Here is a 25,980-nt window from a genome sequence, read left to right on the forward strand (position 1 = left end):
TCCCGGTTTCAGAAGATAAAGGCAATGCAAAAAAACGCTGCGCACGCTTACCCGATCATGGCCCTGCTGGTGGTTTCGCTGTCAGGATGCGCCTGGATCCCTTCCACGCCGCTGGTACAGGGCGCGACCTCGGCCCAGCCTGTTCCGGGACCGACGCCGGTGGCGAATGGTTCGATTTTTCAGTCCGCGCAGCCCATCAACTATGGCTATCAGCCACTGTTTGAAGACCGTCGCCCGCGTAATATTGGCGACACGCTGACCATCGTATTGCAGGAAAACGTCAGCGCCAGTAAAAGCTCGTCGGCGAACGCCAGCCGCGACGGCAAAACCAACTTTGGTTTTGATACCGTGCCGCGTTATCTGCAAGGACTGTTTGGCAATGCCCGTGCCGACGTAGAAGCGTCCGGCGGTAACACCTTTAACGGTAAAGGAGGGGCAAACGCCAGCAATACCTTCAGCGGCACGCTGACCGTGACCGTCGATCAGGTGCTGGTCAACGGTAATTTACATGTCGTGGGTGAAAAACAGATCGCCATCAATCAGGGGACTGAATTCATCCGCTTCTCCGGCGTGGTTAATCCACGCACCATTAGCGGCAGTAACTCCGTTCCGTCAACCCAGGTGGCGGATGCCCGTATCGAATATGTCGGAAACGGCTATATCAACGAAGCGCAAAATATGGGCTGGCTCCAGCGTTTCTTCCTTAACCTGTCCCCGATGTAAGCGAGGTCTTCCATGTTTAAATCTGTAGTTGGACTGGTCCTGGTTCTCGCCGCCACGCTGGCCCATGCCGATCGTATTCGCGATCTCACCAGCGTACAGGGCGTACGTGAAAACTCGCTCATTGGCTACGGGCTGGTGGTAGGGCTGGACGGTACCGGCGACCAGACCACCCAGACGCCGTTCACCACCCAAACGCTGAACAACATGCTTTCCCAGCTCGGCATCACGGTGCCAACCGGCACCAATATGCAACTGAAAAACGTGGCGGCAGTTATGGTGACCGCCACCTTCCCGGCGTTTGGTCGTCAGGGGCAAACCATCGACGTGGTGGTGTCTTCACTGGGTAACGCCAAAAGTCTGCGGGGCGGCACGCTGCTGATGACCCCCTTAAAAGGGGTCGACAGCCAGGTGTATGCGCTGGCGCAAGGGAACATTCTGGTCGGCGGCGCGGGCGCCTCTGCGGGTGGCAGCAGCGTGCAGGTGAACCAGCTTAACGGCGGGCGCATCACCAACGGGGCGATTATCGAGCGCGAGCTGCCCAGCCAGTTTGGGGCGGGTAATACCCTGAATCTGCAGCTTAATAATGAAGATTTCACCATGGCCCAGCAGATCGCGGACACCATCAACCGCGCCCGTGGCTTTGGCAGCGCCACCGCGCTGGATGCACGAACCATTCAGGTGCGGGTGCCGAGCGGCGGCAGTTCGCAGGTCCGCTTCCTCGCCGATATTCAGAACATGGAGGTCAACGTCACCCCGCAGGATGCGAAGGTGGTGATCAATTCACGTACCGGCTCGGTGGTGATGAATCGTGAAGTGACCCTCGACAGCTGCGCCGTGGCTCAGGGGAATCTCTCTGTAACGGTTAACCGTCAGGCGAACGTCAGCCAGCCGGATACACCGTTCGGCGGCGGGCAAACGGTGGTGACGCCACAAACGCAGATCGACCTGCGCCAGAGCGGCGGCTCCCTGCAAAGCGTGCGGTCCAGCGCCAACCTGAACAACGTGGTGCGGGCGCTCAACGCGCTGGGCGCGACGCCAATGGATCTGATGTCGATCCTCCAGTCGATGCAGAGCGCGGGCTGCCTGCGCGCCAAACTGGAAATTATCTGATGATTAGCGACAGCAAACTGCTGGCCAGCGCCGCCTGGGACGCGCAGTCCCTGAACGATCTGAAGGCCAAAGCGGGCCAGGACCCGGCGGCGAACATGCGTCCGGTGGCGCGTCAGGTGGAGGGGATGTTTGTACAAATGATGCTGAAAAGCATGCGTGAAGCGCTGCCGAAGGATGGCCTGTTCAGCAGCGATCAGACGCGTTTGTATACCAGCATGTACGACCAGCAGATCGCCCAACAGATGACCGCCGGTAAAGGGCTGGGTCTGGCGGAAATGATGGTTAAACAGATGACCCAGGGGCAGGCGCAACCGGTGGAAGAGGTGCCGCAGGTACCGATGAAATTCCCGCTGGAAACGGTGACCCGCTATCAACATCAGGCCTTGACCCAACTGGTAAGCAAGGCAATGCCGAAAGCGCCGGTCAGCAGCGACGAACCGCTCTCCGGCGACAGCAAAGATTTTCTGGCGCAGCTTTCGCTGCCGGCGCGACTGGCCAGCGAGCAAAGCGGCGTGCCGCATCATCTGATTCTGGCGCAGGCGGCGCTGGAGTCTGGCTGGGGGCAGCGGCAAATTCGCCGCGAGAACGGCGAGCCGAGCTTCAACCTGTTTGGCGTGAAGGCGTCCGCCAGCTGGAAAGGGCCGGTGACAGAAATCACCACCACCGAATACGAGAATGGCGAAGCGAAAAAGGTGAAGGCGAAGTTTCGCGTTTACAGTTCGTATCTGGAGGCGCTGTCGGATTATGTCGGTCTGCTTACCCGCAATCCGCGCTATGCCGCCGTTACGACGGCCGCCACGGCCGAGCAGGGCGCTCAGGCGCTGCAGAAAGCCGGTTATGCGACCGACCCCCACTACGCGCGTAAACTGACCACCATGATCCAACAGCTGAAGTCGATGAGCGAGAAGGTAAGCAACGCCTACAGCGCAAATCTCGACAATCTCTTCTAAATGGCTCAAGTCCCGCGACCTGCTGCCGATAATGGTTTGTAACTGAAGGATTAAAAGGAACCTCCATGTCCAGCTTGATTAATAACGCCATGAGCGGGTTGAATGCAGCCCAGGCGGCGCTGAATACTGCCAGTAATAATATTTCCAGTTATAACGTGGCGGGATATACCCGACAAACCACGATTATGGCGCAGGCCAACAGCACGCTGGGCGCTGGCGGCTGGGTAGGTAACGGCGTGTATGTGTCCGGCGTACAGCGCGAATACGATGCGTTTATTACTAATCAGTTGCGCGCCGCGCAGAACCAGAGCAGTGGCCTGACGACCCGTTATGAGCAGATGTCGAAAATCGATAACCTGCTGGCGAGCAAAACCAGCTCCATTTCGACCTCAATGCAGGACTTTTTCACCAGTCTGCAAACGCTGGTGAGCAACGCCGAAGATCCGGCGGCGCGCCAGACGCTGATTGGCAAGGCGAACGGTCTGGTGAATCAGTTTAAGACCACCGACCAGTACCTGCGCGACCAGGACAAACAGATCAATATTTCGATTACCTCCAGCGTCGATCAGATCAATAACTACAGCAAGCAAATCGCCAGTCTGAACGACCAGATTTCGCGTCTGACCGGCGTGGGCGGCGGGGCATCGCCGAACGATCTGCTGGACCAGCGCGACCAGTTGGTCAGCGAACTGAATAAACTGGTTGGCGTGGAAGTCAGCGTGCAGGACGGCGGCACCTATAACATCACAATGGCGAACGGCTATTCGCTGGTACAGGGCAGTAATGCGCGTCAACTGGCGGCGGTTCCGTCCCATGCCGATCCGTCGCGTATTACCGTGGCGTATGTTGACGAGCAGGCCGGGAATATTGAAATTCCGGAAAAACTGATTTCAACAGGTTCGCTGGGGGGACTGCTCAGCTTCCGTACCGAAGAACTCGACAAGACGCGTAACACGCTGGGACAGTTGGCGCTGGCGTTTGCGGACGCATTTAACCAGCAGCACCGCAAGGGTTATGACGCCAATGGCAATACCAATACGGATTTCTTTACCATCGGTAGCCCGGCAGTACTGAAAAACGACAAGAATACCGGTAGCGCAGCCGTGAGCGCTGCGGTGACCGATGCCTCAGCGGTACAGGCAACCGACTATAAAATGGTCTACGACGGGGCAAAATGGCAAATCACTCGCCTGGCCGATAATACCCGCTTTGAAGCGACCGCCACCAATGGAAAACTGACCTTTGACGGTCTGGAAGTGACGGTGGGAACCGGGGCGAATGCTAACGACAGTTTCACGCTGAAGCCAGTCGGCGACGCCATAATGAATATGAGCGTTAAGGTGACCAATGAATCGCAAATCGCCATGGCGCAAGACGCCACGTCAGGGGCGAGCGATAACCGTAACGGCCAGGCGCTGTTAGATCTGCAAAACGACGGCACCACCGTGGGCGGGTCAAAATCGTTTAACGACGCTTATGCCACCCTGGTGAGCGATGTTGGCAGTAAAACTGCGACGCTGAAAACCAGCAGCACCACTCAGAACGATGTGGTTACGCAGTTGACCCGACAACAGCAATCGATCTCCGGGGTCAACCTTGACGAAGAGTATGGCAACCTGCAGCGCTTTCAGCAGTACTATCTTGCCAATGCCCAGGTGCTGCAAACGGCGAACTCATTGTTTGATGCTCTGTTGAACATCCGCTAAGGGAGAAGGAACTCATGCGTATCAGTACCCAAATGATGTACCAGCAGAACATGCGTGGTATCACCAATGCTCAGGCCGAATGGATGAAATACGGTGAGCAGATGTCGTCGGGGAAGCGGGTTATTAATCCTTCAGATGATCCTATTGCGGCATCCCAGGCCGTGGTGCTTTCACAGGCGCAGGCGCAAAACAGCCAGTTCGCGCTGGCCCGTACTTTTGCCACGCAGAAGGTCTCGCTGGAAGAAAACGTGCTGAATCAGGTGACAACGGCGATTCAGACGGCACAGGAGAAAATTGTCAGCGCGGGAAACGGCACCTTAAGCGACGACGACCGTGCCTCGCTGGCGACCGATCTGCAGGGGATCCGCGATCAGCTGATGAACCTGGCGAACAGCACCGACGGCAATGGTCGCTATATTTTTGCTGGCTATAAAACCGAAACGCCTCCGTTCGCGCAGGCGGACGGGACCTATAACGGCGGCACCGAAAGCATTAAGCAGCAGGTGGACTCGGCACGCTCGATGGTCATTGGTCATATTGGCAGCGACATCTTCAATTCCATTACCAGCAACGCGGTACCGGAGCCTGACGGTAAACCATCCGAAACGAACCTGTTCAGAATGCTGGACTCAGCCATCGACTCGCTCAATACCGCGGTAGGCGACGATGAAGCGTTGAAAGAGCAAGCTCAGGCGGTGATTGATAAAACCAACCGCGGGCTGAAAAATTCACTGAACAATGTGCTGAGCGTACGGGCGGAGCTGGGTACGCAACTGAGCGAACTCAGTTCTCTCGACACGTTAGGCAGCGACCGCGCGCTGGGACAAAAGCAGCAGATGAGTAATCTGGTCGACGTTGACTGGAACGAGGCGATCTCCTCGTACGTTATGCAACAGGCGGCGCTGCAGGCCTCGTATAAAGCCTTTACAGACATGCAGGGAATGTCGCTGTTTCAGCTCAACCGTTAACGCACGTTTTGAAACATATCAAGAAACTGGGTATGTTTTGTCTGCCCGCTCCAGTACACCCCGGGGCGGGCATTTTTTTAGCGTTCTGTCTGCGGCTGTGCAGGTTGGCGTTTTGCCGTCATGCGGATAGCCAGCGCAACGGCACCGCATAGCGTTGCCAGCGTCACGACACCTGGCCAGTTTGCCCGCGCGTAAACCTGACTGCCGACCACCGACCCCAGCGCCATACCGATAAACACGACCGTGAACAGCAGGGCGTTGAGGCGACCCCGGGCCTGAGGCTCAAGGCTGTACACCAGATTCTGATGCGCCACCAGGCTTGACTGCAGCCCCAGATCGAACCCGACGGCGCAAAGCGCGATCAGAACCCATTGACCCGGCGCGGACAGGAACGGTAAGGCATACATTACGGCGAAAGAGAGTGTCACCAACAGCGCGCCGAGTTGCGCAACTTTCTCCACGCCCATTTTATCCGCCAGATGACCTGCCAGCGGGGCCGCCAGCGCGCCTGCCGCGCCGGCGATGCCGAACGCGCCCGCCGCAGCGCTGCCCATCCGGTAGTGTTCCGCCAGCATCACGGCAAGCGTTGACCAGAAGGCGCTAAAGGCGACAGAAAGCGCACCCTGCGCCAGCGCCGCCCGGCGCAGGGTTGGGTAACGCCGCCATAGCTGCGCCATGGTGCCTAACAGCGCCGGATAGTGCAGGGTGGAGTGGGCGGCAAACGGCGGCAGCGCTTTCCATAGCAGCAGACCTGCCAGCGCGATGCTGACAGCGGCAAGCTGATACATCTCACGCCAGCCAAACGCTTCGCCCACCAGGCCGCTGACGGTACGTGACAGCAGGATCCCCAGCAACAGGCCGGTCATCACTGTGCCTACGGTCTTTCCCTGTTTCCCTTCCGGCGCCAGGATCGCCGCCGCCGGAACAATATCCTGCGCCATGGTGGCCGCCATGCCAATGAGGAGGCTGACCAGCAGCAGGGAAGAGGCGGATTCGCTCACGCTACAGATCAGTAGCAGCAGGGCAAGGACGACGCTCTTTATCAGAATCAACATCCGGCGGTCAAAACGGTCGCCCAGCGGCAATAAAAACAGAATGCCTGACGCGTAACCGGCTTGCGTCAGGGTGGGAACCAACCCCATGCCGGTGATGCTCATGCCAGGATCTTCCCCCATTAACGGCAACAGCGGCTGGGAATAATAAATGGCGGCAACGCTAAATCCGGCGCCCAGCGCCAGTACTAAAATAAGCCAACGGGAAGGTGTGTTCATACTGCTGTCCTCAATGACGGGTGTGAGGCTATTTTTCTCTCATACACCGTGGTCGGGTAGCAGGCGAAATGGTAAAACAGTTATACGTTTAACGTATAGGTAAAAAGCACATGCTAAAAAATGAACGTATAGACAGGGTGGAGCTGATGCGGACGTTTGTGCGTATTGTCGAAGCCGGATCGCTCTCGGCAGCGGCAAGACAGTTAAATACTACCCAGGCCACTATCAGCCGTCGTTTACAGTCGCTTGAAGCCATGCTGGGCGTCAAACTGTTGTTACGTACCACTCATGCAATGAAGCTGACAGACGACGGCGAGCGCGGTTATCAGCACGCGAAACACATTATTGATGCCTGGCTGGCGCTTGAGGACGGGCTTAACGCGGCGAAAGACGAACCCGTAGGTACGCTGCGGGTACGCGCGCCGCATGCTTTCGGCCAGCAGCAGCTCCTGACGCCGTTACTCCATTTTTTGTCCCGTTACCCGAATCTGTCAGTGGAGTGGATGCTCAACGATAAAACGGTCGACTTCCTGAGCGACAACATTGATTGCGCTATTCGGGTGGGGGCAGAGGTTGATCCGGCCACGGTGTCGGTGCTGCTGGCGGAAGTGCCGCGTAGCGTGGTGGCGACGCCAGAGTTACTGGCGGAATTTGATCCTGTCAGCGAACCGCATCAGTTGTCTGCGCTGCCCTGGATCGCGCTCAACACTTTCTATCAACATAACGTCTCGCTGAGCCATCAGATTAGTCGCCAACCGGTGAGCTTCCCGATTACGCCACGGCTGAGTACTGACAGTATTTACGTCGCACGCAATGCGGCGCTGGCAGGGCTGGGCGTTGCGATTGTCTCCAGCTGGACAGTGGAAGAAGATATCGCCAGCGGGCGTCTGGTTGAACTGGTTGCCGACTGGCAGGCTGCGCCGTTACCGGTACATCTGGTCTATCCGTGGGCGCGTTATTATCCTTCCCGACTGCGCCGTTTCCTGGAATTAATAAAAGAGGTGATGCCAGAATTGGCGGGAATGCGCCAACCGCAGGGGGAATAAAAAAGCCGACCCGGAGGTCGGCTTTCTCAGACAGTCCGCCTGTTATTCGACAGGCTGAGGGCGGGTCGGACCCGCAGAGGCGTGATGCGTCGCGCTGTGGCCGCCAGCGGCGCCTTTACCTTCAAAGGCGAAGGCAGGACGCTGCCAGTCGCTGTGACGCGGTGCTTCCGGCACGTACTCCGGCGCAGGCGCGCGGGTCATCGGTGCGGTAGCGTGGCTGTGCTCAACCGGCGCGGCGACAACGGCAGGTTTTTCCTCTTTTGCCGCTTCAACCTGGACGGCAACAGGCGCAGGGGAAACGACCACTTCCACTTCGTCCTGTGCTTCAACGTCCTGTTCGTTAACCGGTTCGGCAATGACTTCAGGCTCAACGGCAACCGGTTCCGCCACGGCTTCAGGCTCAACGACCACGACATCGGCGGGTTGTTCTGCGACCGGCGCAGTCTCCTGCGTTTCGGCGACCGGCTCTGCTTCGGCGGCGACGTTTTCAGCAACGGGCGCATCGGCGTCGGCAATGATTTGCGGCTGTTCGTCAACCGGGGCGGCAATCACCTCCGGATGCGTCGTTTCCACGGTATCCTGCGGCTGAACAGGCGCGTCGGCAATCGTCTCCGCCATGGCCTGAACCGGCTCAACGGCAGCGGCTACGGCCTGCGCTTCAGTTACCGCTGGCTGCGCCTGAACCTGCTCGAGTTCCTGCTCTTGCTGCTCGATATCCTGAGGACGGGCCACCGGGTAGCGGATCCACACTTTACCGGACGCCATCTCCGGCGATGCGCAGGCAACGGTCAACGGCATGGGTGACTGAAGCGGATAGCGTTCGTCACGGTAGCGACGACGGCGTTGACCGCTTACACGCAGGTGACGTGGAGAACGACGGGAGCGACGCGGCATACCGGCGTTATCACGCGCGTCGCCATTATCTTCCTGCTCCTGAGCAACCTCGGCAACGACAGGCAGCGGGACTTTTGCCAGCTCGGTGCTCTGCGCAGGCGCGGTCTCTGCCACGACCGGCGAGGCAACGGTATCTTCGTTTGCTGCCGTACTTACCGCATCCGCTTCCGTCGCATTGTCGGTGTAACGCACTTTTTGACTCAGCTGGCGTTGTTTACGGCGCGGCTGCGCCTGACGAACACGTTCTTCCTGCTCGGTATCCTGAGTCTGCTGCTCGTCCAGATTCAGCGCTTTCACTTCCTGCTGGGCCTGGCGTTTTTCTTCGCTACGGCGACGATTACGTTCGCGACGCTGCGGCTGTTGCGGCTCATCGGCTGCCTTCGCTTTTTCCGTCACGTCACTGGAGTGCTGACGGCTATCGCGTTCGGTATTCTGCTGGGCCTGACGACGATTACGGCGGTTCTCGTCACGGCTTTCACCGTTTTCTGAACGGTCGCCGCGTTCGCTGCGATTATCGCGGTTGTCACGGCGCTCGCTGCGATCGTTACGGTCGCGGCGGTTGTTCTGACGTTTACGACGATCCTGCTGGCGTTCCGGTTTTTCTGCCGCTTTTGGCGCGGGTTGCTCTGCAGGCTTCGCTTCTTCACTGCCGCTGAACAGCGACTTCAGCGCGCCAAAGAAGCGGCTGAGCAGACCCGGTTCTGCAGGCGTAGCCGGTGCGGCTGCGGCTTTCGGCGCGGCAGTTTTGACCACCGGTTCGGCAGCCGCCGGCGCTGGCGCAGGCGGAACATCCGGCATTGCAAAAGTCGCAAGGGCAGGTTGTTCCGGACGTTTACGCTCGGCGTATTCTTCTTCAGACGGCAACGCCATCGCTTCTTCATGCAGTTTTGGCAGCATGTAGCTCAGGGTTGGTGTCTCTTCGCCTTTACGTACGCGCAGTACGGAGTAATGCGGCGTTTCCATCTGATCGTTAGGGACGATCACACAGCGCACACCGTTCTGACGCGTTTCAATTGCGTTAACGGCAGTACGTTTTTCGTTAAGCAGGTAGGACGCAATCGGCACTGGAACAATCGCATGAACTTCCTGAGTGTTCTCTTTCAGCGCTTCTTCTTCGATCAGGCGCAGAATGGACAGCGACAGCGACTCGTTGTCACGAACGGTGCCGGTACCGCTACAGCGCGGACAAACGTGATGGCTGGATTCGCCCAGTGACGGACTCAGGCGCTGACGGGACATTTCCAGCAGGCCAAAGCGCGAAATATGGCTGATCTGAATGCGGGCCCGGTCCTGACGCACCGCTTCACGCAGACGGTTTTCCACCGCGCGTTGGTGGCGAACCGGCGTCATGTCGATGAAGTCGATAACAATCAAGCCGCCAAGATCGCGCAGACGCAACTGGCGAGCGATTTCATCGGCCGCTTCAAGGTTGGTGTTAAACGCGGTTTCTTCGATATCGCCGCCGCGGGTAGCGCGAGCGGAGTTGATGTCGATAGCGGTTAACGCTTCGGTGCTGTCGATTACAATGGAACCGCCGGACGGCAAGCGTACTTCACGCTGGAACGCGGACTCAATTTGCGACTCGATCTGGTAATGGCTGAACAGCGGTATTTCACCGGTGTACAGTTTAATTTTGCTGCTGAAGTCCGGACGACCCAACGCGGCGATATGCTGGCGCGCCAGTTCAAGCACTTTCGGGTTATCGATGAGAATTTCACCGATATCCTGACGCAGGTAGTCGCGAAACGCGCGAACAATCACGTTGCTTTCCTGATGGATCAGGAATGGCGCCGGGCGGCTTTCCGCTGCTTTCTGGATGGCTTCCCAGTGCTTCAGACGGAAGCTTAAGTCCCACTGCAACGCGTCGGCAGACTTGCCGACGCCTGCGGTGCGCACAATAAGTCCCATGCCGTCGGGCAGCTCAAGGCTTGCCAGCGCTTCTTTCAGTTCGGTGCGATCGTCGCCTTCAATACGACGAGAGATGCCGCCCGCGCGCGGGTTGTTTGGCATCAGCACCAGATAACTTCCCGCCAGGCTGATAAAGGTGGTCAGCGCAGCGCCTTTGTTTCCGCGTTCTTCTTTATCAATCTGAACAATGACTTCCTGACCTTCGCGCAACACATCTTTAATGTTGGGACGACCATGCGCGTTGTAACTGGCGGGGAAATATTCGCGGGCAATTTCTTTTAACGGGAGGAAACCGTGACGTTCAGCGCCGTAATCAACAAAAGCCGCTTCCAGACTCGGTTCAATACGGGTAATTTTGCCTTTATAGATGTTCGCTTTTTTCTGCTCGTGTCCAGGACTTTCAATATCCAGATCGTACAGACGCTGCCCATCTACAAGGGCAACACGCAACTCTTCCTGCTGAGTTGCGTTGATTAACATTCTTTTCATCGTAACTTACTCATTATTCTTACATTGACGACTAAGCTGCGGGCAGAGTATCGCCTTTCCGGGTGTGAACCGATGGCCTCGTGTCTATTCGCGTCGCCAACCTCACGGTTATCGTCAGCTCAAAGAGGCGCAGAGTGTCGGTTGCCTGTATTTCATACGGAAACACAGCGCAGTTATCAGGGGAACTGCCTGGGTGTTACTCTCCAGAGAAGATCCGATCTACCGGTAAGGACTGCAACCCGCAGCCCGCTAACTGCCTGAAAGATCAATACGTCTTACGCCATTGCTGCGTGGATGATCGTTCGGGCAAAATGGGTCATTCCGTAAAATTGCTTGTTCTAACAAGTTTTGACACGGAAACGGTGACATTATTCCACTGCTAACCTTGTTATAGCAAGATGACTTTTACCATTTATCTCCCACTTACTCACAGTTTTTTCACTTATCCGCGGTGATTGGTTTAATAACCATCAAATCTGTGATGAATACGCTGTGCGGCGGCAGATAAAGATAAATATAAGCATAGAAAAATGAGTGGCGCGAATCCTTGCCGCTATTTAGAATCGGCCCCCATGAAAACAGAGACTCCATCCGTAAAAATTGTTGCTATTTCCGCTGACGAAGCAGGGCAACGCATCGATAACTTTTTGCGTACGCAGTTAAAAGGCGTGCCGAAAAGTATGATTTATCGCATTTTGCGCAAAGGCGAAGTGCGGGTGAATAAAAAACGCATCAAACCCGAATATAAACTCGAAGCGGGCGATGAAGTGCGTATTCCGCCTGTTCGCGTGGCCGAGCGGGAAGACGACGCCGTGTCGCCACACCTGCAAAAGGTGGCGGCGCTGGCCGATGTCATCCTGTACGAAGATGACCATATCCTGGTGCTCAATAAGCCCTCGGGCACGGCGGTGCATGGCGGCAGCGGCCTGAGCTTCGGCGTGATTGAAGGATTGCGCGCTCTGCGTCCGGAGGCGCGGTTCCTTGAACTGGTGCACCGCCTCGACCGCGACACCTCTGGTGTGCTGCTGGTGGCGAAAAAGCGCTCGGCGCTACGTTCGCTGCATGAGCAACTGCGTGAGAAAGGGATGCAGAAAGACTATCTGGCGCTGGTTCGCGGCCAGTGGCAATCGCACATGAAAAACGTGCAGGCGCCGCTATTAAAGAACATCCTGCAAAGCGGCGAGCGTATCGTCCGTGTGAGTCAGGAAGGTAAGCCTTCAGAAACCCGCTTTAAAGTTGAAGAGCGTTATGCGTTTGCCACGCTGGTGCGCTGTAGCCCGGTTACCGGCCGTACGCACCAGATCCGCGTGCATACTCAATATGCCGGGCATCCGATTGCGTTTGACGATCGCTACGGCGACCGCGAATTTGACAAGCAACTGGCGGGAACCGGACTTTCGCGCCTCTTCCTGCATGCTGCCGCGCTGAAGTTTACCCATCCGGGAACGGGGGAGATACTGCGCATTGAGGCGCCGATGGATGAGCAGTTAAAAAGATGTCTCCAGACATTGCGTAAATGATTCTGATCGCGTCGCTGACGTGTTTTATCAGACGACGCTTGCCTCCCGCGCCTTTCCGCGGGTCTGAAAGTGAAGCGCCATCAGGCGCTTCACTGCGTTAAGCTTTCAGCGGGTTCATCTCTTCCCGACGCAACATCTGGCACAGGGCGATCAGCGGTAAGCCAATCAGCGTATTGGGGTCCCGACCCTCTAAGCGCTCAAACAGCGCAATGCCCAGTCCTTCGCTTTTAAAACTCCCGGCACAATGCAGCGGACGCTCTTTGCGCACGTAGTCTTCTATCTCTGCTTCGCTCAGATGACGAAAATGGACGTCAAACGGTTCCACTTCCGTCTGTAAATGGCCGGTCGCGGAATTATACAGCGCCAGCCCCGTATAGAAGGTGATGATGTTGCCGCTGGCTTTCACCAACTGCTGGCAGGCTTTTTCTTCTGTTAACGGCTTGCCGGCGATTTCGCCATCCAGCACGCATACCTGATCGGAGCCAATAATCAGGTGAGCAGGGAAGCGGTGGGCCAGCGACTGCGCCTTTTCTTTCGCCAGACGACTGACCAGGTGACGGGGACTCTCGCCAGGCATCGGCGTTTCGTCAACGTCCGGCGCGGCGCATTCAAAGGGGATCGCCAGTTTTTCCAGCAGGGCGCGACGCCAGGGCGATGTGGAAGCGAGAATAAGATTAGGCATATTTTTTCTACCAGATATAGCGTATTGATGAGACCCATTTTAAACTATGTCTTTCGTCATTCAGACGCGCAAGCAGGGCGTCTGCTGAGCGAAAATAAGTCTGTTAACCGCAATGTGTGCGAATTATTGGCAAAAGGCAACCGCAGGCTGCCTTTTTCTTTGACTATATGACGTTACAAAGTTAATATGCGCGCCCTATGCAAAAGGTAAAATTACCCCTGACTCTGGATCCGGTTCGTACGGCTCAAAAACGCCTCGATTATGAAGGTATCTATACTTCCGATCTGGTAGAGCGCGTCGCCGATTCTGTGGTCAGTGTGGACAGTGATGTGGAATGCTCGATGTCGTTCGCTATCGACAACCAACGTCTCGCCGTAATTACCGGCGACGCTGCGGTTTCGGTCACGCTCGAATGTCAGCGTTGCGGTAAGCCGTTTACCCATCAGGTTCACACAACGTATTGTTTTAGTCCGGTTCGTTCTGACGAACAGGCTGAAGCACTCCCGGAAGCGTATGAGCCGATTGAGGTTAACGAATTCGGTGAAATCGATCTGCTTGCAATGGTTGAAGATGAAATCATCCTCTCCTTGCCGGTAGTTCCGGTGCATGATTCTGAACACTGTGAAGTGTCCGAGGCGGACATGGTCTTTGGGGAACTGCCTGATGAAGCGCAAAAACCAAACCCATTTGCCGTATTAGCCAGCTTAAAGCGTAAGTAATTGAGGAGTAAGGTCCATGGCCGTACAACAGAATAAACCAACCCGTTCCAAACGTGGCATGCGTCGTTCCCATGACGCGCTGACCGCAGTCACCAGCCTGTCTGTAGACAAAACCTCTGGTGAAAAACACCTGCGTCACCACATCACCGCCGACGGTTACTACCGCGGTCGCAAGGTCATCGCTAAGTAATCACGCGTTATTCGCGTGATGAAGCTTAGTGAGGAATTTCCCCGTTCAGGCGGGGAATGACCAAACCAGGCGGCGAAGATACCTTGACACGTCTAACCCTGGCGTTAGATGTCATGGGGGGAGATTTCGGCCCTTCCGTGACAGTGCCTGCAGCATTGCAGGCACTGAATTCTAATTCACAACTCACACTTCTTTTAGTCGGGGATCCCGATACAATCACGCCATTACTTGCTAAAGCTGACTTTGAACAACGTTCGCGTCTGCAGATTATCCCTGCGCAGTCAGTTATCGCCAGTGATGCCCGGCCTTCGCAGGCTATCCGCGCCAGTCGCGGTAGTTCCATGCGGGTGGCGCTGGAACTCGTGAAAGAAGGGCGAGCGCAGGCCTGTGTGAGCGCCGGTAATACTGGGGCGCTGATGGGGCTGGCAAAATTATTGCTCAAGCCGCTGGACGGCATTGAGCGTCCCGCGCTGGTCACGGTGTTGCCGCATCAGCAAAAAGGGAAGACGGTGGTCCTGGATTTAGGGGCTAACGTCGATTGCGACAGCACGATGCTGGTGCAGTTTGCGATTATGGGCTCGGTGCTCGCGGAAGAAGTGGTTGGCATTGATAACCCTCGCGTGGCCTTGCTCAACATCGGCGAAGAAGAAACTAAGGGTCTCGACAGTATTCGGGACGCTTCGGCTGTGCTAAAAACGATCTCCTCCATCAATTACATCGGCTATCTCGAGGCCAATGAATTATTGACGGGAAAAACGGATGTGCTGGTATGTGACGGTTTTACAGGCAATGTCACATTAAAGACGATGGAAGGGGTTGTCAGAATGTTCCTTTCACTGCTGAAATCTCAGGGTGAGGGTAAAAAACGGTCGTGGTGGCTGCTGATAGTAAAACGTTGGTTACAAAAAAGCCTGACGAGGCGATTCAGTCACCTCAACCCCGACCAGTATAATGGCGCCTGTCTGTTAGGATTGCGCGGCACGGTGATTAAGAGTCATGGTGCGGCCAATCAGCGAGCCTTCACAGTCGCGATTGAACAGGCAGTGCAGGCGGTGCAGCGACAAGTTCCTCAGCGAATTGCCGCTCGCCTGGAATCTGTATACCCGACTGGATTCGAACGGCGGGACGTGGGTCATGGCGACACATCGCAGCCACACTGACAGCGATGTGGCTAACGCGCCCGGCCTCTTCGTCGTTGTTGATCCGCGGTATATAACCAAAAAGTGACTGAGCGTACATGTATACGAAGATTATTGGTACTGGCAGCTATCTGCCTGAACACGTGCGGACTAACGCCGATCTGGAAAAAATGGTCGATACCTCTGACGAGTGGATTGTCACTCGCACAGGTATCCGTGAGCGCCATATTGCCGCCCCGGATGAAACCGTCTCAACGATGGGATACACCGCAGCGCAGCGGGCGCTGGAAATGGCGGGCATTGATAAAGATCAGATTGGCTTGATAGTGGTGGCGACCACCTCAGCAACTCATGCTTTCCCCAGCGCGGCATGCCAGATCCAGAGCATGCTGGGCATTAAAGGATGCCCGGCGTTTGACGTCGCGGCGGCCTGTGCGGGCTTCACCTACGCGCTCAGCGTGGCCGATATGTACGTGAAATCCGGCGCCGTTGACTATGCGCTGGTCGTCGGGTCCGACGTGCTGGCTCGTACCTGCGATCCGACCGATCGCGGCACTATTATTATTTTTGGCGATGGCGCAGGCGCGGTTGTGCTCGGCGCATCCGAAGAGCCGGGCATTATCTCCACCCATTTACATGCGGATGGCAGCTACGGTGAATTACTGACGCTGCCGAATGCCGATCGTGTGAATCCGGACAACCCGATTCACCTGACGATGGCGGGTAACGAAGTGTTCAAAGTGGCGGTAACCGAGCTGGCGCATATCGTTGACGAGACGCTGGCGGCCAACAACCTGGACCGTTCGCAGCTCGACTGGCTGGTTCCTCACCAGGCTAACCTGCGTATTATCAGCGCGACGGCGAAGAAACTGGGTATGTCGATGGACAACGTTGTGGTCACGCTGGACCGTCACGGCAACACGTCTGCGGCTTCCGTACCGTGCGCGCTGGATGAAGCCGTGCGCGACGGGCGTATCAAAGCCGGGCAACTGGTTCTGCTTGAAGCCTTCGGCGGTGGTTTCACCTGGGGCTCCGCGCTGGTTCGTTTCTAGTATAAGGATTTAAACATGACGCAATTCGCATTTGTGTTCCCTGGACAGGGTTCGCAGACCGTTGGGATGCTGGCCGATATGGCGGCAAGCTATCCGGTTATAGAAGAAACGTTTGCTGAAGCTTCAGCGGCGCTGGGCTACGACCTGTGGGCGCTGACTCAACAGGGGCCAGCGGAAGAATTGAACAAAACCTGGCAGACCCAGCCTGCGCTGTTAGCGGCGTCTGTCGCACTGTACCGCGTCTGGCAGCAGCAGGGCGGTAAAGCGCCTGCGCTGATGGCGGGTCATAGCCTGGGTGAATACTCTGCGCTGGTGTGCGCGGGCGTCATCAATTTTGCTGATGCGGTGCGTCTCGTGGAACTGCGTGGTAAATTCATGCAGGAAGCGGTACCGGAAGGCACAGGCGGCATGTCTGCTATTATCGGTCTGGATGATGCTTCTATCGCTAAAGCCTGCGAAGACGCGGCGGAAGGCCAGGTGGTTTCGCCAGTGAATTTTAACTCGCCGGGACAGGTGGTTATCGCCGGGCACAAAGAGGCGGTAGAGCGCGCGGGCGCCGCGTGTAAAGCTGCCGGCGCGAAACGTGCGTTGCCGCTGCCGGTAAGCGTACCGTCGCACTGCGCGTTGATGAAACCCGCTGCGGAAAAACTGGCCGTTGAATTAGCGAAAATCACCTTCAGCGCGCCGACAGTGCCGGTAGTGAACAACGTGGATGTGAAATGTGAAACCGAGGCTGACGCGATTCGTGATGCGCTGGTTCGCCAGCTGTACAGCCCGGTTCAGTGGACCCGTAGCGTTGAGTTTATGGCCGCGCAGGGCGTGGAACACCTTTACGAAGTCGGTCCGGGTAAAGTCCTCACCGGTCTGACGAAACGCATTGTCGATACCCTGACCGCCTCGGCGCTGAATGAACCGGCGGCGGTATCTGCGGCGCTTGAGCAATAAAAGAGGAAAACCATGAGTTTTGAAGGAAAAATCGCGCTGGTTACCGGTGCAAGTCGCGGTATTGGCCGCGCTATTGCAGAGACGCTCGTTGCCCGTGGCGCGACCGTTATCGGTACAGCGACCAGCGAAAATGGCGCTCAGGCCATTAGCGATTACTTAGGTGCGAAAGGCAAAGGTCTGATGTTGAACGTGACCGATCCTGCATCTATCGAATCCGTTCTGGAAAAAATTCGCGCAGAATTTGGTGAAGTCGATATCCTGGTCAATAATGCCGGTATCACTCGCGACAATCTGCTGATGCGAATGAAAGATGATGAGTGGAACGATATTCTCGAAACCAATCTTTCATCTGTTTTCCGCCTGTCAAAAGCGGTAATGCGCGCTATGATGAAAAAGCGTCATGGACGTATTATCACTGTCGGTTCTGTGGTTGGTACCATGGGAAATGCGGGTCAGACCAATTACGCTGCGGCGAAAGCAGGTCTGATTGGCTTCAGTAAATCGCTGGCGCGCGAAGTTGCGTCACGCGGCATTACTGTAAACGTTGTTGCTCCGGGCTTTATTGAAACGGACATGACGCGTGCGCTGACCGATGAGCAGCGTGCGGGTACGCTGGCGGCAGTACCTGCGGGTCGTTTAGGCGATCCAAAAGAAATTGCCAGCGCGGTTGCATTTTTAGCTTCTGACGAGGCGGGTTACATCACTGGTGAAACCCTGCACGTCAATGGCGGAATGTATATGGTTTGACCACGAGCTACGCAAATTCGGCCAGGCTGGAGCAGTCTGAAGGAAAATGCGTAGAAAAATATTTGCGTTATTTGGGTGAAAAGCCGCAAAATAGCGTAAAATCGTGGTAAGACCTGCCGGGATTTAGTTGCAAATTTTTCAACATTTTATACACTACGAAAACCATCGCGAAAGCGAGTTTTGATAGGAAATTTAAGAGTATGAGCACTATCGAAGAACGCGTTAAGAAAATTATCGGCGAACAGCTGGGCGTTAAGCAGGAAGAAGTTACCAACAATGCTTCTTTCGTTGAAGACCTGGGCGCAGATTCTCTTGACACCGTTGAGCTGGTAATGGCTCTGGAAGAAGAGTTTGATACTGAGATTCCGGACGAAGAAGCTGAGAAAATCACCACCGTTCAGGCTGCCATTGATTACATCAACGGCCACCAGGCGTAAGTGAACATCTCCAGGCGGTCATTCGACCGCCTGAGTTTTATCTTTTTGTCCCACTAGAATTTTTTTCCCTCCCTGGAGGACAACCGTGTCTAAGCGTCGTGTAGTTGTGACCGGACTGGGCATGTTGTCTCCTGTCGGCAATACCGTAGAGTCTACCTGGAAAGCTCTCCTTGCCGGTCAGAGTGGCATCAGCCTGATCGACCATTTCGATACTAGCGCCTATGCAACGAAATTTGCTGGCTTAGTAAAGGATTTTAACTGTGATGACATCATCTCGCGTAAAGAACAGCGCAAGATGGATGCCTTCATTCAATATGGAATTGTCGCTGGCGTCCAGGCCATGCAGGATTCTGGCCTTGAAGTAACGGAAGAGAACGCAACCCGTATTGGCGCCGCTATTGGTTCCGGTATCGGTGGTCTCGGTCTGATTGAGGAAAACCACAGTTCTCTGGTGAACGGTGGACCGCGTAAAATCAGCCCATTCTTCGTTCCGTCGACGATTGTTAACATGGTGGCAGGCCACCTGACCATCATGTATGGCCTGCGTGGGCCAAGCATTTCTATCGCAACCGCCTGTACCTCAGGCGTACACAACATCGGTCATGCCGCACGTATCATTGCTTACGGCGACGCGGACGCGATGGTTGCGGGCGGTGCTGAAAAAGCCAGTACGCCGCTGGGCGTGGGGGGCTTTGGCGCAGCGCGTGCGTTGTCCACACGTAACGACAACCCGCAAGCGGCAAGCCGCCCGTGGGATAAAGAGCGTGACGGTTTTGTGCTCGGCGACGGTGCCGGGATGGTTGTACTCGAAGAGTATGAACATGCGAAAAAACGCGGCGCGAAAATTTATGCTGAGGTCGTTGGCTTCGGGATGAGCAGCGATGCATACCATATGACGTCGCCGCCGGAAAATGGCGCAGGCGCGGCGCTGGCGATGGTCAACGCACTGCGTGATGCGGCGATTGAACCGGGCCAGATTGGCTATGTCAACGCGCACGGGACCTCTACCCCGGCAGGCGATAAAGCTGAAGCGCAGGCGGTTAAGTCTGTCTTTGGCGAAGCGGCAAGCCGCGTGATGGTCAGCTCTACCAAATCCATGACCGGTCACTTGTTGGGTGCGGCAGGCGCGGTAGAATCCATCTACTCCATCCTGGCGCTGCGCGATCAGGCTGTTCCGCCAACCATTAACCTGGATAATCCGGATGAGGGTTGCGATCTGGACTTCGTTCCGCACGAAGCGCGTCAGGTCAGTGGAATGGAGTATGCGCTGTGTAACTCCTTCGGTTTTGGCGGTACGAACGGTTCTTTGATCTTCAAAAAGATCTAACCGCCTGTCCGTTGTTGCTTAAAGGTCCGCTCGTCGGGCCTTTTTTATTGCGTTTTCTTCCCTTGTCCTGCACTCGTCATCCTGCCACACTAACGGGCCACCGATGAGGAGCCACTATGTTCTTGATAAATGGTCGTGAACAGGAATCGCTTGCTGCAAGCGATCGCGCAATACAGTTTGGCGATGGCTGCTTTACTACCGTACGTATTTTAGACGGTCAGCTTTGCCATCTGGCTGCGCATCTCCGGCGTTTGCAGGATGCCTGTAATAAACTGCTGATCGCCTTTGAGTTCTGGGACGAGCTTGAGCGTGAAATGAACACGCTTGCCATGGGGCATTCACGTGGCGTGCTGAAGGTGATCATCAGCCGCGGCAGCGGCGGTCGAGGCTACAGCGCGGCAAACTGCTCGCAGCCTACCCGAATTCTGTCCGTTTCGCCGTATCCGACGCATTTCGATGACTGGCGAAATCGAGGAATCACGCTAACCCTCAGCCCGGTTCGTCTTGGTCGCAACCCGCTGCTTGCCGGGATCAAACATCTTAACCGTCTTGAACAGGTCCTGATTCGTTCTCATCTTGAGCAGACGGAGGCGGATGAGGCGCTGGTTCTTGACAGCGAAGGTTGGGTTACGGAATGCTGTGCGGCTAATGTGTTCTGGCGAAAAGACAATGTGGTCTATACACCGCGTCTCGATCTGGCAGGTGTCAACGGCATAATGCGACAATTCTGTTTGCAGCAGCTGGCACAATCGTCTTTTCGGGTTGTCGAAACCAGTGCCCGTGAAGAAGATGTCCGCCGCGCTGACGAAATCGTGGTTTGTAACGCGCTGATGCCGGTTATTCCTGTGGGCGCTTTTGACGCTGTGCCGTTCTCTTCACGCGCGCTCTATGAATTCCTGGCCCCACTGTGTGAGTATCCGAATTAGTCATGAAAAAATTGTTATACGCTGTCCTCTTATTGGGTGTGGTATTAGGCATTGCTGGGGGAGTGGGCTTGTGGAAGGTTCGCCAACTGGCGGACAGCAAGATCCTGATTAAAGAAGAAACCATTTTTACCCTCAAACCGGGAACGGGTCGTCTGGCGCTCGGTGAGCAACTGTATGCCGACCGGGTTGTGAACCGCCCCCGGGTATTTCAGTGGCTGCTGCGCGTTGAACCGGCGCTTTCGCAATTTAAAGCGGGCACGTATCGCTTAACGCCAGGAATGACCGTGCGGGAGATGCTGCAACTGCTGGAAAGCGGAAAAGAGGCACAATTTCCGCTGCGCTTTGTGGAAGGGATGCGGCTAAGCGACTATCTCAAACAGCTGCGCGATGCGCCTTACGTCAAGCATACCCTGACCGACGATAGCTACGCGAGCGTGGCGAAGGCGCTTAAACTGAAAGAAACCGACGGTCTCGAAGGCTGGTTCTGGCCTGATACCTGGATGTACACCGCCAACACAACCGATGTGGCCTTGCTTAAGCGCGCGCGTCAAAAAATGGTAAAAGTGGTTAATGAGGTTTGGGAAGGCCGCGCGGAGGGTTTACCGTATAAAGATCAGAATCAACTGGTCACCATGGCCTCGATCATCGAAAAAGAGACGGCGGTTGCCAGCGAACGCGATCAGGTTGCGTCGGTATTTATCAACCGACTGCGCGTCGGAATGCGACTTCAGACCGATCCTACGGTGATTTACGGGATGGGTGAGCGCTATAATGGCAAGATCTCACGTGCAGATTTGGAAACCCCGACGGCCTATAACACCTATACCATCACCGGGCTGCCGCCGGGACCGATCGCCATGCCGGGCGAAGCCTCGCTGAAGGCGGCGGCGCATCCGGCCAAAACGCCGTATCTCTATTTTGTCGCCGACGGCAAAGGGGGCCATACGTTTAATACCAATCTTGCCAGCCATAACCGGTCTGTGCAGGACTACCTGAAAGTGCTTAAGGAAAAAAATGCGCAGTAAGTATATCGTCATCGAGGGGCTGGAAGGCGCCGGTAAAACGACCGCGAGAAATATCGTGGTTGAGACGCTCGAACAGCTCGGCATCCGCGACATGGTTTTTACCCGCGAGCCGGGCGGCACGCAACTGGCGGAAAAACTGCGCAGTCTGGTGCTGGACATCAAATCTGTCGGCGATGAGATCATCACCGACAAAGCCGAAGTGCTGATGTTTTATGCAGCGCGCGTCCAGCTTGTGGAAACGGTCATTAAACCCGCGCTGGCAAAAGGGACGTGGGTGATTGGCGACCGTCACGATCTTTCCACCCAGGCGTACCAGGGCGGCGGACGCGGTATCGATCAGCAGATGCTTGCTACACTGCGTGACGCGGTACTCGGCGATTTCCGGCCGGATTTGACGCTTTATCTGGATGTTACGCCTGAGGTTGGGCTGAAACGCGCGCGCGCGCGCGGCGAGCTGGACCGTATTGAGCAGGAGTCTTTTGACTTCTTTAATCGCACCCGCGCCCGCTATCTGGAGTTGGCGGCCCAGGATGCAAGCATTCGCACGATTGATGCGACGCAGCCGCTGGACGTTGTAATGAATGCTATTCGTACCACTGTGACCGGGTGGGTGAAGGAGCAGGGCGCATGAAATGGTATCCATGGTTACGACCGGACTTTGAAAAACTGGTAGCAAGCTATCAGGAAGGACGGGGTCACCATGCGCTACTGATCCAGGCACTGCCGGGAATGGGCGATGATGCCCTGATCTACGCGCTCAGCCGATTTCTGCTCTGTCAGCAGCCGGACGGTCATAAAAGCTGCGGCCACTGCCGCGGCTGCCAGCTGATGCAGGCGGGCACGCATCCGGACTATTATTCCCTGTTTCCGGAAAAAGGGAAAAACGTGCTGGGCATCGACGCGGTTCGCGAAGTGGGGGAGAAACTCTACGAGCGGGCGCGTCTTGGCGGGGCGAAAGTGGTGTGGATCCCCGACGCGGCGCTGTTGACCGATGCCGCGGCGAACGCCTTGCTTAAAACCCTGGAGGAACCGCCTGAGCAAACGTGGTTCTTTCTCGCTACGCGGGAACCTGCGCGTCTTCTGGCGACGTTGCGCAGCCGCTGTCGTTTGCATCACCTTGCGCCACCTGCGGAAAACTATGCGATCACGTGGCTCGCGCGAGAAGTGACGGTGTCACAAACGTCACTGTTGACCGCGCTGCGCCTGAGCGCAGGCTCGCCGGGCGCGGCGCTGGCGTTACTGCAATCCGACGGTTGGGCGCAACGCGAAGCGCTGTGCCAGTCGCTTTCAGGCAGCGTGCCCGGCGGTGACTGGTACAGCCTGCTGCCGGTGTTGAATCATGAGCATGCGCCCGCGAGACTACACTGGCTGGCGACCCTGCTGATGGATGCGCTGAAGCGCCAGCATGGGGCGACATGGTTAACCAATGCGGATGCCGGAGAGCTGGTGGCAATGCTTGCCGGGCAATTGTCTACAAACCGGATCCAGGCGATCCTGAGCGCCGTCTGCCATTGCCGTGAACAGTTGCTCAGTGTGACGGCAATAAACCGTGAACTGGTCTTAACCGATCTCCTTTTACAAATTGAGCATTACCTGCAACCTGGCGCCGTGTTGCCAGTTTCCCATCTTTAAGAGAGACATTATGTTTTTAGTCGACTCGCACTGCCATCTTGATGGCCTGGATTATCAATCTCTGCATAAGGACGTGGACGATGTGCTGACGAAAGCCGCCGCACGCGATGTGAAGTTCTGTCTGGCGGTAGCGACCACGCTGCCAGGCTACCGCGCGATGCGCGAGCTGGTGGGTGAGCGCGATAACGTGGTGTTCTCCTGCGGCGTACATCCGCTTAACCAGGATGAGCCGTTCGAAGTGGAAGAACTGCGGCGACTGGCGGCAGAAGAGGGCGTTGTGGCGATGGGGGAAACCGGGCTGGACTATTATTACACCCCAGAAACGAAGGTTCGTCAGCAGGCGTCATTTATTCATCATATTCAGATTGGCCGTGAGCTGAACAAACCGGTGATTGTGCACACTCGTGACGCCCGCGCCGACACGCTGGCGATTCTGCGTAATGAAAAGGTGACGGATTGCGGTGGCGTACTACACTGTTTTACTGAAGACAGAGAAACGGCGGGTAAATTACTGGATTTAGGCTTTTATATCTCCTTTTCCGGTATTGTGACCTTCCGTAACGCCGAGCAGTTACGCGATGCCGCACGCTACGTGCCGTTGGATCGCCTGTTGGTGGAGACGGATTCTCCTTATCTCGCTCCGGTTCCGCACCGTGGCAAAGAGAACCAGCCGGCAATGGTACGTGATGTTGCGGAATACATGGCCGTATTGAAGGGTGTTGCCGTTGAAGAACTGGCGCAAATCACCACCGATAACTTTGCCCGCCTGTTCCATATCGACGCGTCCCGCCTGCAATCCGCCTCTTAAGCGAGTTTTTTTAAAGCTCGTAATTAATCAGCAAAGCGAGTAAAGTTCACCGCCACAAACTGGGCGGTGAATGAACAGCTTGACACATTATGAAACGATTTTTGTCAAAATGTGCAACTTATGGCACCGGGCGGAGTTGAAACGTGATGGTCGTCAAACAAAAATAAGCTGATTTATTTTACTCTGTGTAATAAATAAAGGGCGCTTAGATGCCCTGTCCACGGCGAGGCTCTCCCCCCTTGCTAATGCGTGAAAACGTAGAAAAACACCAATACTCAGGAGCACTCCTAATTATGTTTAAGAATGCATTTGCTAACCTGCAAAAGGTCGGTAAATCGCTGATGCTGCCGGTATCCGTATTGCCTATCGCAGGTATCCTGCTGGGCGTCGGTTCCGCAAACTTCAGCTGGCTGCCAGCCGTTGTCTCGCATGTCATGGCAGAAGCAGGCGGTTCTGTTTTTGCAAACATGCCGCTTATTTTCGCTATCGGTGTCGCGCTTGGTTTTACCAACAACGACGGCGTGTCCGCTCTGGCGGCGGTGGTTGCCTATGGCATCATGGTGAAAACCATGGCCGTGGTTGCGCCGCTGGTTCTGCATTTACCGGCTGAAGAGATCGCAGCAAAACACCTTGCGGATACCGGTGTTCTCGGGGGGATTATCTCCGGTGCGATTGCGGCGTACATGTTCAACCGTTTCTACCGCATCAAGCTGCCTGAGTATCTTGGCTTCTTTGCTGGTAAGCGCTTTGTGCCGATCATCTCCGGCCTGGCGGCAATCTTTACCGGCGTGATCCTCTCCTTTATCTGGCCGCCTATCGGTACGGCTATCCAGACGTTCTCGCAGTGGGCGGCTTACCAGAACCCGGTTGTGGCGTTCGGTATCTACGGCTTCATTGAGCGTTGCCTGGTGCCGTTTGGTCTGCACCATATCTGGAACGTTCCTTTCCAGATGCAGATCGGCGAATACACCAACGCGGCAGGTCAGGTCTTCCACGGCGACATTCCTCGCTATATGGCGGGCGACCCGACGGCGGGCAAACTGTCCGGCGGCTTCCTGTTCAAAATGTATGGTCTGCCGGCGGCGGCTATCGCCATCTGGCATTCGGCTAAACCGGAAAACCGCGCGAAAGTGGGCGGTATCATGATCTCCGCAGCGCTGACCTCGTTCCTGACCGGTATCACCGAGCCGATCGAGTTCTCCTTCATGTTCGTTGCGCCGATCCTGTACATTATCCATGCGATCCTGGCTGGTCTGGCGTTCCCAATCTGTATCCTGCTGGGTATGCGTGACGGTACTTCCTTCTCGCACGGTCTGATCGATTTTATCGTCCTGTCCGGTAACAGCAGCAAACTGTGGCTGTTCCCGATTGTCGGCGCAGGTTATGCGATCGTTTACTACACCGTCTTCCGCGTTCTGATCAAGGCGCTGGACCTGAAAACGCCGGGTCGTGAAGACAGCACTGACGACGCGAAAGCGGGCGCGACCAGCGAAATGGCTCCGGCACTGGTGGCGGCATTTGGTGGTAAAGAAAACATCACCAACCTGGACGCGTGTATTACCCGTCTGCGTGTCAGCGTGGCTGACGTTGCGAAAGTGGATCAGGCTGGCCTGAAGAAACTGGGTGCGGCAGGCGTGGTTGTTGCGGGTTCTGGCGTTCAGGCGATTTTCGGTACAAAATCCGATAACCTGAAAACGGAAATGGATGAATATATCCGTAACAGCTAAGCAGTAAGACGTTGGGGAGAACTAAGGCAGCCGCATGGC

General features: G+C 56.0%; 24 protein-coding genes. 21 read left to right on the forward strand and 3 right to left on the reverse strand.

Features of this window, described 5'->3' with window-relative positions:
* Positions 1 to 24: 24 nt before the first annotated feature.
* The 5 genes from flgH (at position 25) to flgL (ending at position 5,457) form a co-directional block, all read left to right on the forward strand.
* Complete coding sequence (flgH, locus tag OOJ60_RS16710) at positions 25 to 723, forward strand: flagellar basal body L-ring protein FlgH (RefSeq protein WP_042283754.1); 699 nt, start codon at positions 25 to 27, stop codon at positions 721 to 723.
* 12 nt (positions 724 to 735) lie between these two features.
* A complete protein-coding gene (locus tag OOJ60_RS16715; RefSeq protein ID WP_042283752.1) occupies positions 736 to 1,833 on the forward strand; it encodes a flagellar basal body P-ring protein FlgI in 1,098 nt (365 codons plus the stop codon).
* A complete protein-coding gene (flgJ, locus tag OOJ60_RS16720; protein ID WP_181823048.1) occupies positions 1,833 to 2,783 on the forward strand; it encodes a flagellar assembly peptidoglycan hydrolase FlgJ in 951 nt (316 codons plus the stop codon). The genes OOJ60_RS16715 and flgJ overlap by 1 nt, the downstream gene beginning before the upstream one ends.
* Positions 2,784 to 2,848: 65 nt before the next feature.
* Complete coding sequence (gene flgK, locus OOJ60_RS16725; RefSeq protein ID WP_042283749.1) at positions 2,849 to 4,489, forward strand: flagellar hook-associated protein FlgK; 1,641 nt, start codon at positions 2,849 to 2,851, stop codon at positions 4,487 to 4,489.
* 14 nt (positions 4,490 to 4,503) lie between these two features.
* Positions 4,504 to 5,457 carry a flagellar hook-associated protein FlgL gene (gene flgL / locus OOJ60_RS16730; RefSeq protein WP_042283746.1) on the forward strand — a complete coding sequence of 318 codons (954 nt, stop codon included), beginning with the start codon at positions 4,504 to 4,506 and terminating at the stop codon, positions 5,455 to 5,457.
* A 77-nt stretch (positions 5,458 to 5,534) separates the two neighbouring features.
* Here flgL and OOJ60_RS16735 read toward each other — a convergent pair whose 3' ends face one another.
* Entirely contained in the window at positions 5,535 to 6,728 is a 1,194-nt protein-coding gene (locus OOJ60_RS16735; protein ID WP_205612116.1) for an MFS transporter, read from the reverse strand.
* 110 nt (positions 6,729 to 6,838) lie between these two features.
* Here OOJ60_RS16735 and OOJ60_RS16740 point away from each other — a divergent pair, with 110 nt between their 5' ends.
* Positions 6,839 to 7,774, forward strand: coding sequence for a LysR family transcriptional regulator (locus OOJ60_RS16740; RefSeq protein WP_205612115.1), 936 nt, complete (start codon positions 6,839 to 6,841; stop codon positions 7,772 to 7,774).
* Between the two features lie 42 nt (positions 7,775 to 7,816).
* Here the strand turns inward: OOJ60_RS16740 and rne are convergent, their stop codons facing one another.
* Positions 7,817 to 11,065 (reverse strand): ribonuclease E, encoded by a 3,249-nt coding sequence (gene rne, locus OOJ60_RS16745; protein ID WP_205612114.1) that lies wholly within the window; start codon positions 11,063 to 11,065, stop codon positions 7,817 to 7,819.
* A 572-nt stretch (positions 11,066 to 11,637) separates the two neighbouring features.
* Here rne and rluC point away from each other — a divergent pair.
* Positions 11,638 to 12,585: a 23S rRNA pseudouridine(955/2504/2580) synthase RluC gene (rluC, locus tag OOJ60_RS16750; protein WP_205612113.1), complete on the forward strand. Its 948-nt coding sequence runs from the start codon at positions 11,638 to 11,640 to the stop codon at positions 12,583 to 12,585.
* Positions 12,586 to 12,682: 97 nt separating this feature from the next.
* On the opposite strand, the gene OOJ60_RS16755 is transcribed toward rluC, so the two are convergent.
* On the reverse strand, positions 12,683 to 13,267 hold the full coding sequence (locus tag OOJ60_RS16755; protein ID WP_205612112.1) for a Maf family protein: 585 nt from the start codon (positions 13,265 to 13,267) through the stop codon (positions 12,683 to 12,685).
* A 197-nt stretch (positions 13,268 to 13,464) separates the two neighbouring features.
* Between OOJ60_RS16755 and yceD the strand changes: the two genes are divergently transcribed.
* From yceD to ptsG, 14 genes are all read left to right on the forward strand, one after another.
* A complete protein-coding gene (yceD, locus tag OOJ60_RS16760) occupies positions 13,465 to 13,986 on the forward strand; it encodes a 23S rRNA accumulation protein YceD (RefSeq protein WP_042283732.1) in 522 nt (173 codons plus the stop codon).
* A 16-nt stretch (positions 13,987 to 14,002) separates the two neighbouring features.
* Complete coding sequence (rpmF, locus tag OOJ60_RS16765) at positions 14,003 to 14,176, forward strand: 50S ribosomal protein L32 (protein WP_000290727.1); 174 nt, start codon at positions 14,003 to 14,005, stop codon at positions 14,174 to 14,176.
* An 83-nt stretch (positions 14,177 to 14,259) separates the two neighbouring features.
* Positions 14,260 to 15,336 carry a phosphate acyltransferase PlsX gene (gene plsX, locus OOJ60_RS16770; protein ID WP_072014948.1) on the forward strand — a complete coding sequence of 359 codons (1,077 nt, stop codon included), beginning with the start codon at positions 14,260 to 14,262 and terminating at the stop codon, positions 15,334 to 15,336.
* A gap of 77 nt (positions 15,337 to 15,413) precedes the next feature.
* Positions 15,414 to 16,367, forward strand: a complete 954-nt coding sequence (gene fabH, locus OOJ60_RS16775) for a beta-ketoacyl-ACP synthase III (RefSeq protein WP_042283728.1) — start codon at positions 15,414 to 15,416, stop codon at positions 16,365 to 16,367.
* 15 nt (positions 16,368 to 16,382) lie between these two features.
* The gene (gene fabD / locus OOJ60_RS16780) at positions 16,383 to 17,312 is read left to right on the forward strand and encodes an ACP S-malonyltransferase (RefSeq protein ID WP_042283726.1); all 930 of its coding nucleotides are present in this window, start codon (positions 16,383 to 16,385) and stop codon (positions 17,310 to 17,312) included.
* Positions 17,313 to 17,324: 12 nt separating this feature from the next.
* Positions 17,325 to 18,059 carry a 3-oxoacyl-ACP reductase FabG gene (fabG, locus tag OOJ60_RS16785; RefSeq protein WP_042283724.1) on the forward strand — a complete coding sequence of 245 codons (735 nt, stop codon included), beginning with the start codon at positions 17,325 to 17,327 and terminating at the stop codon, positions 18,057 to 18,059.
* Positions 18,060 to 18,259: 200 nt separating this feature from the next.
* Positions 18,260 to 18,496, forward strand: coding sequence for an acyl carrier protein (acpP, locus tag OOJ60_RS16790; RefSeq protein ID WP_000103754.1), 237 nt, complete (start codon positions 18,260 to 18,262; stop codon positions 18,494 to 18,496).
* 85 nt (positions 18,497 to 18,581) lie between these two features.
* Positions 18,582 to 19,823, forward strand: a complete 1,242-nt coding sequence (gene fabF, locus OOJ60_RS16795; RefSeq protein WP_042283721.1) for a beta-ketoacyl-ACP synthase II — start codon at positions 18,582 to 18,584, stop codon at positions 19,821 to 19,823.
* A 116-nt stretch (positions 19,824 to 19,939) separates the two neighbouring features.
* Entirely contained in the window at positions 19,940 to 20,749 is an 810-nt protein-coding gene (gene pabC / locus OOJ60_RS16800; RefSeq protein WP_200033411.1) for an aminodeoxychorismate lyase, read from the forward strand.
* Positions 20,750 to 20,751: 2 nt separating this feature from the next.
* Positions 20,752 to 21,774, forward strand: a complete 1,023-nt coding sequence (gene yceG, locus OOJ60_RS16805; protein WP_205612111.1) for a cell division protein YceG — start codon at positions 20,752 to 20,754, stop codon at positions 21,772 to 21,774.
* The gene (tmk, locus tag OOJ60_RS16810) at positions 21,764 to 22,405 is read left to right on the forward strand and encodes a dTMP kinase (RefSeq protein WP_042283713.1); all 642 of its coding nucleotides are present in this window, start codon (positions 21,764 to 21,766) and stop codon (positions 22,403 to 22,405) included. Before yceG ends, tmk begins: the two co-directional genes overlap by 11 nt.
* The gene (gene holB / locus OOJ60_RS16815; RefSeq protein WP_199957813.1) at positions 22,402 to 23,406 is read left to right on the forward strand and encodes a DNA polymerase III subunit delta'; all 1,005 of its coding nucleotides are present in this window, start codon (positions 22,402 to 22,404) and stop codon (positions 23,404 to 23,406) included. The genes tmk and holB overlap by 4 nt, the downstream gene beginning before the upstream one ends.
* Positions 23,407 to 23,416: 10 nt before the next feature.
* Positions 23,417 to 24,214, forward strand: coding sequence for a metal-dependent hydrolase (locus OOJ60_RS16820; RefSeq protein WP_060571342.1), 798 nt, complete (start codon positions 23,417 to 23,419; stop codon positions 24,212 to 24,214).
* A gap of 293 nt (positions 24,215 to 24,507) precedes the next feature.
* Positions 24,508 to 25,941, forward strand: coding sequence for a PTS glucose transporter subunit IIBC (ptsG, locus tag OOJ60_RS16825; RefSeq protein ID WP_042283707.1), 1,434 nt, complete (start codon positions 24,508 to 24,510; stop codon positions 25,939 to 25,941).
* Positions 25,942 to 25,980: the final 39 nt, after the last annotated feature.

It is taken from the genome of Citrobacter sp. R4 (genome assembly GCF_026719175.1).
In the GTDB taxonomy this organism is placed as follows: domain Bacteria; phylum Pseudomonadota; class Gammaproteobacteria; order Enterobacterales; family Enterobacteriaceae; genus Citrobacter_A; species Citrobacter_A sedlakii.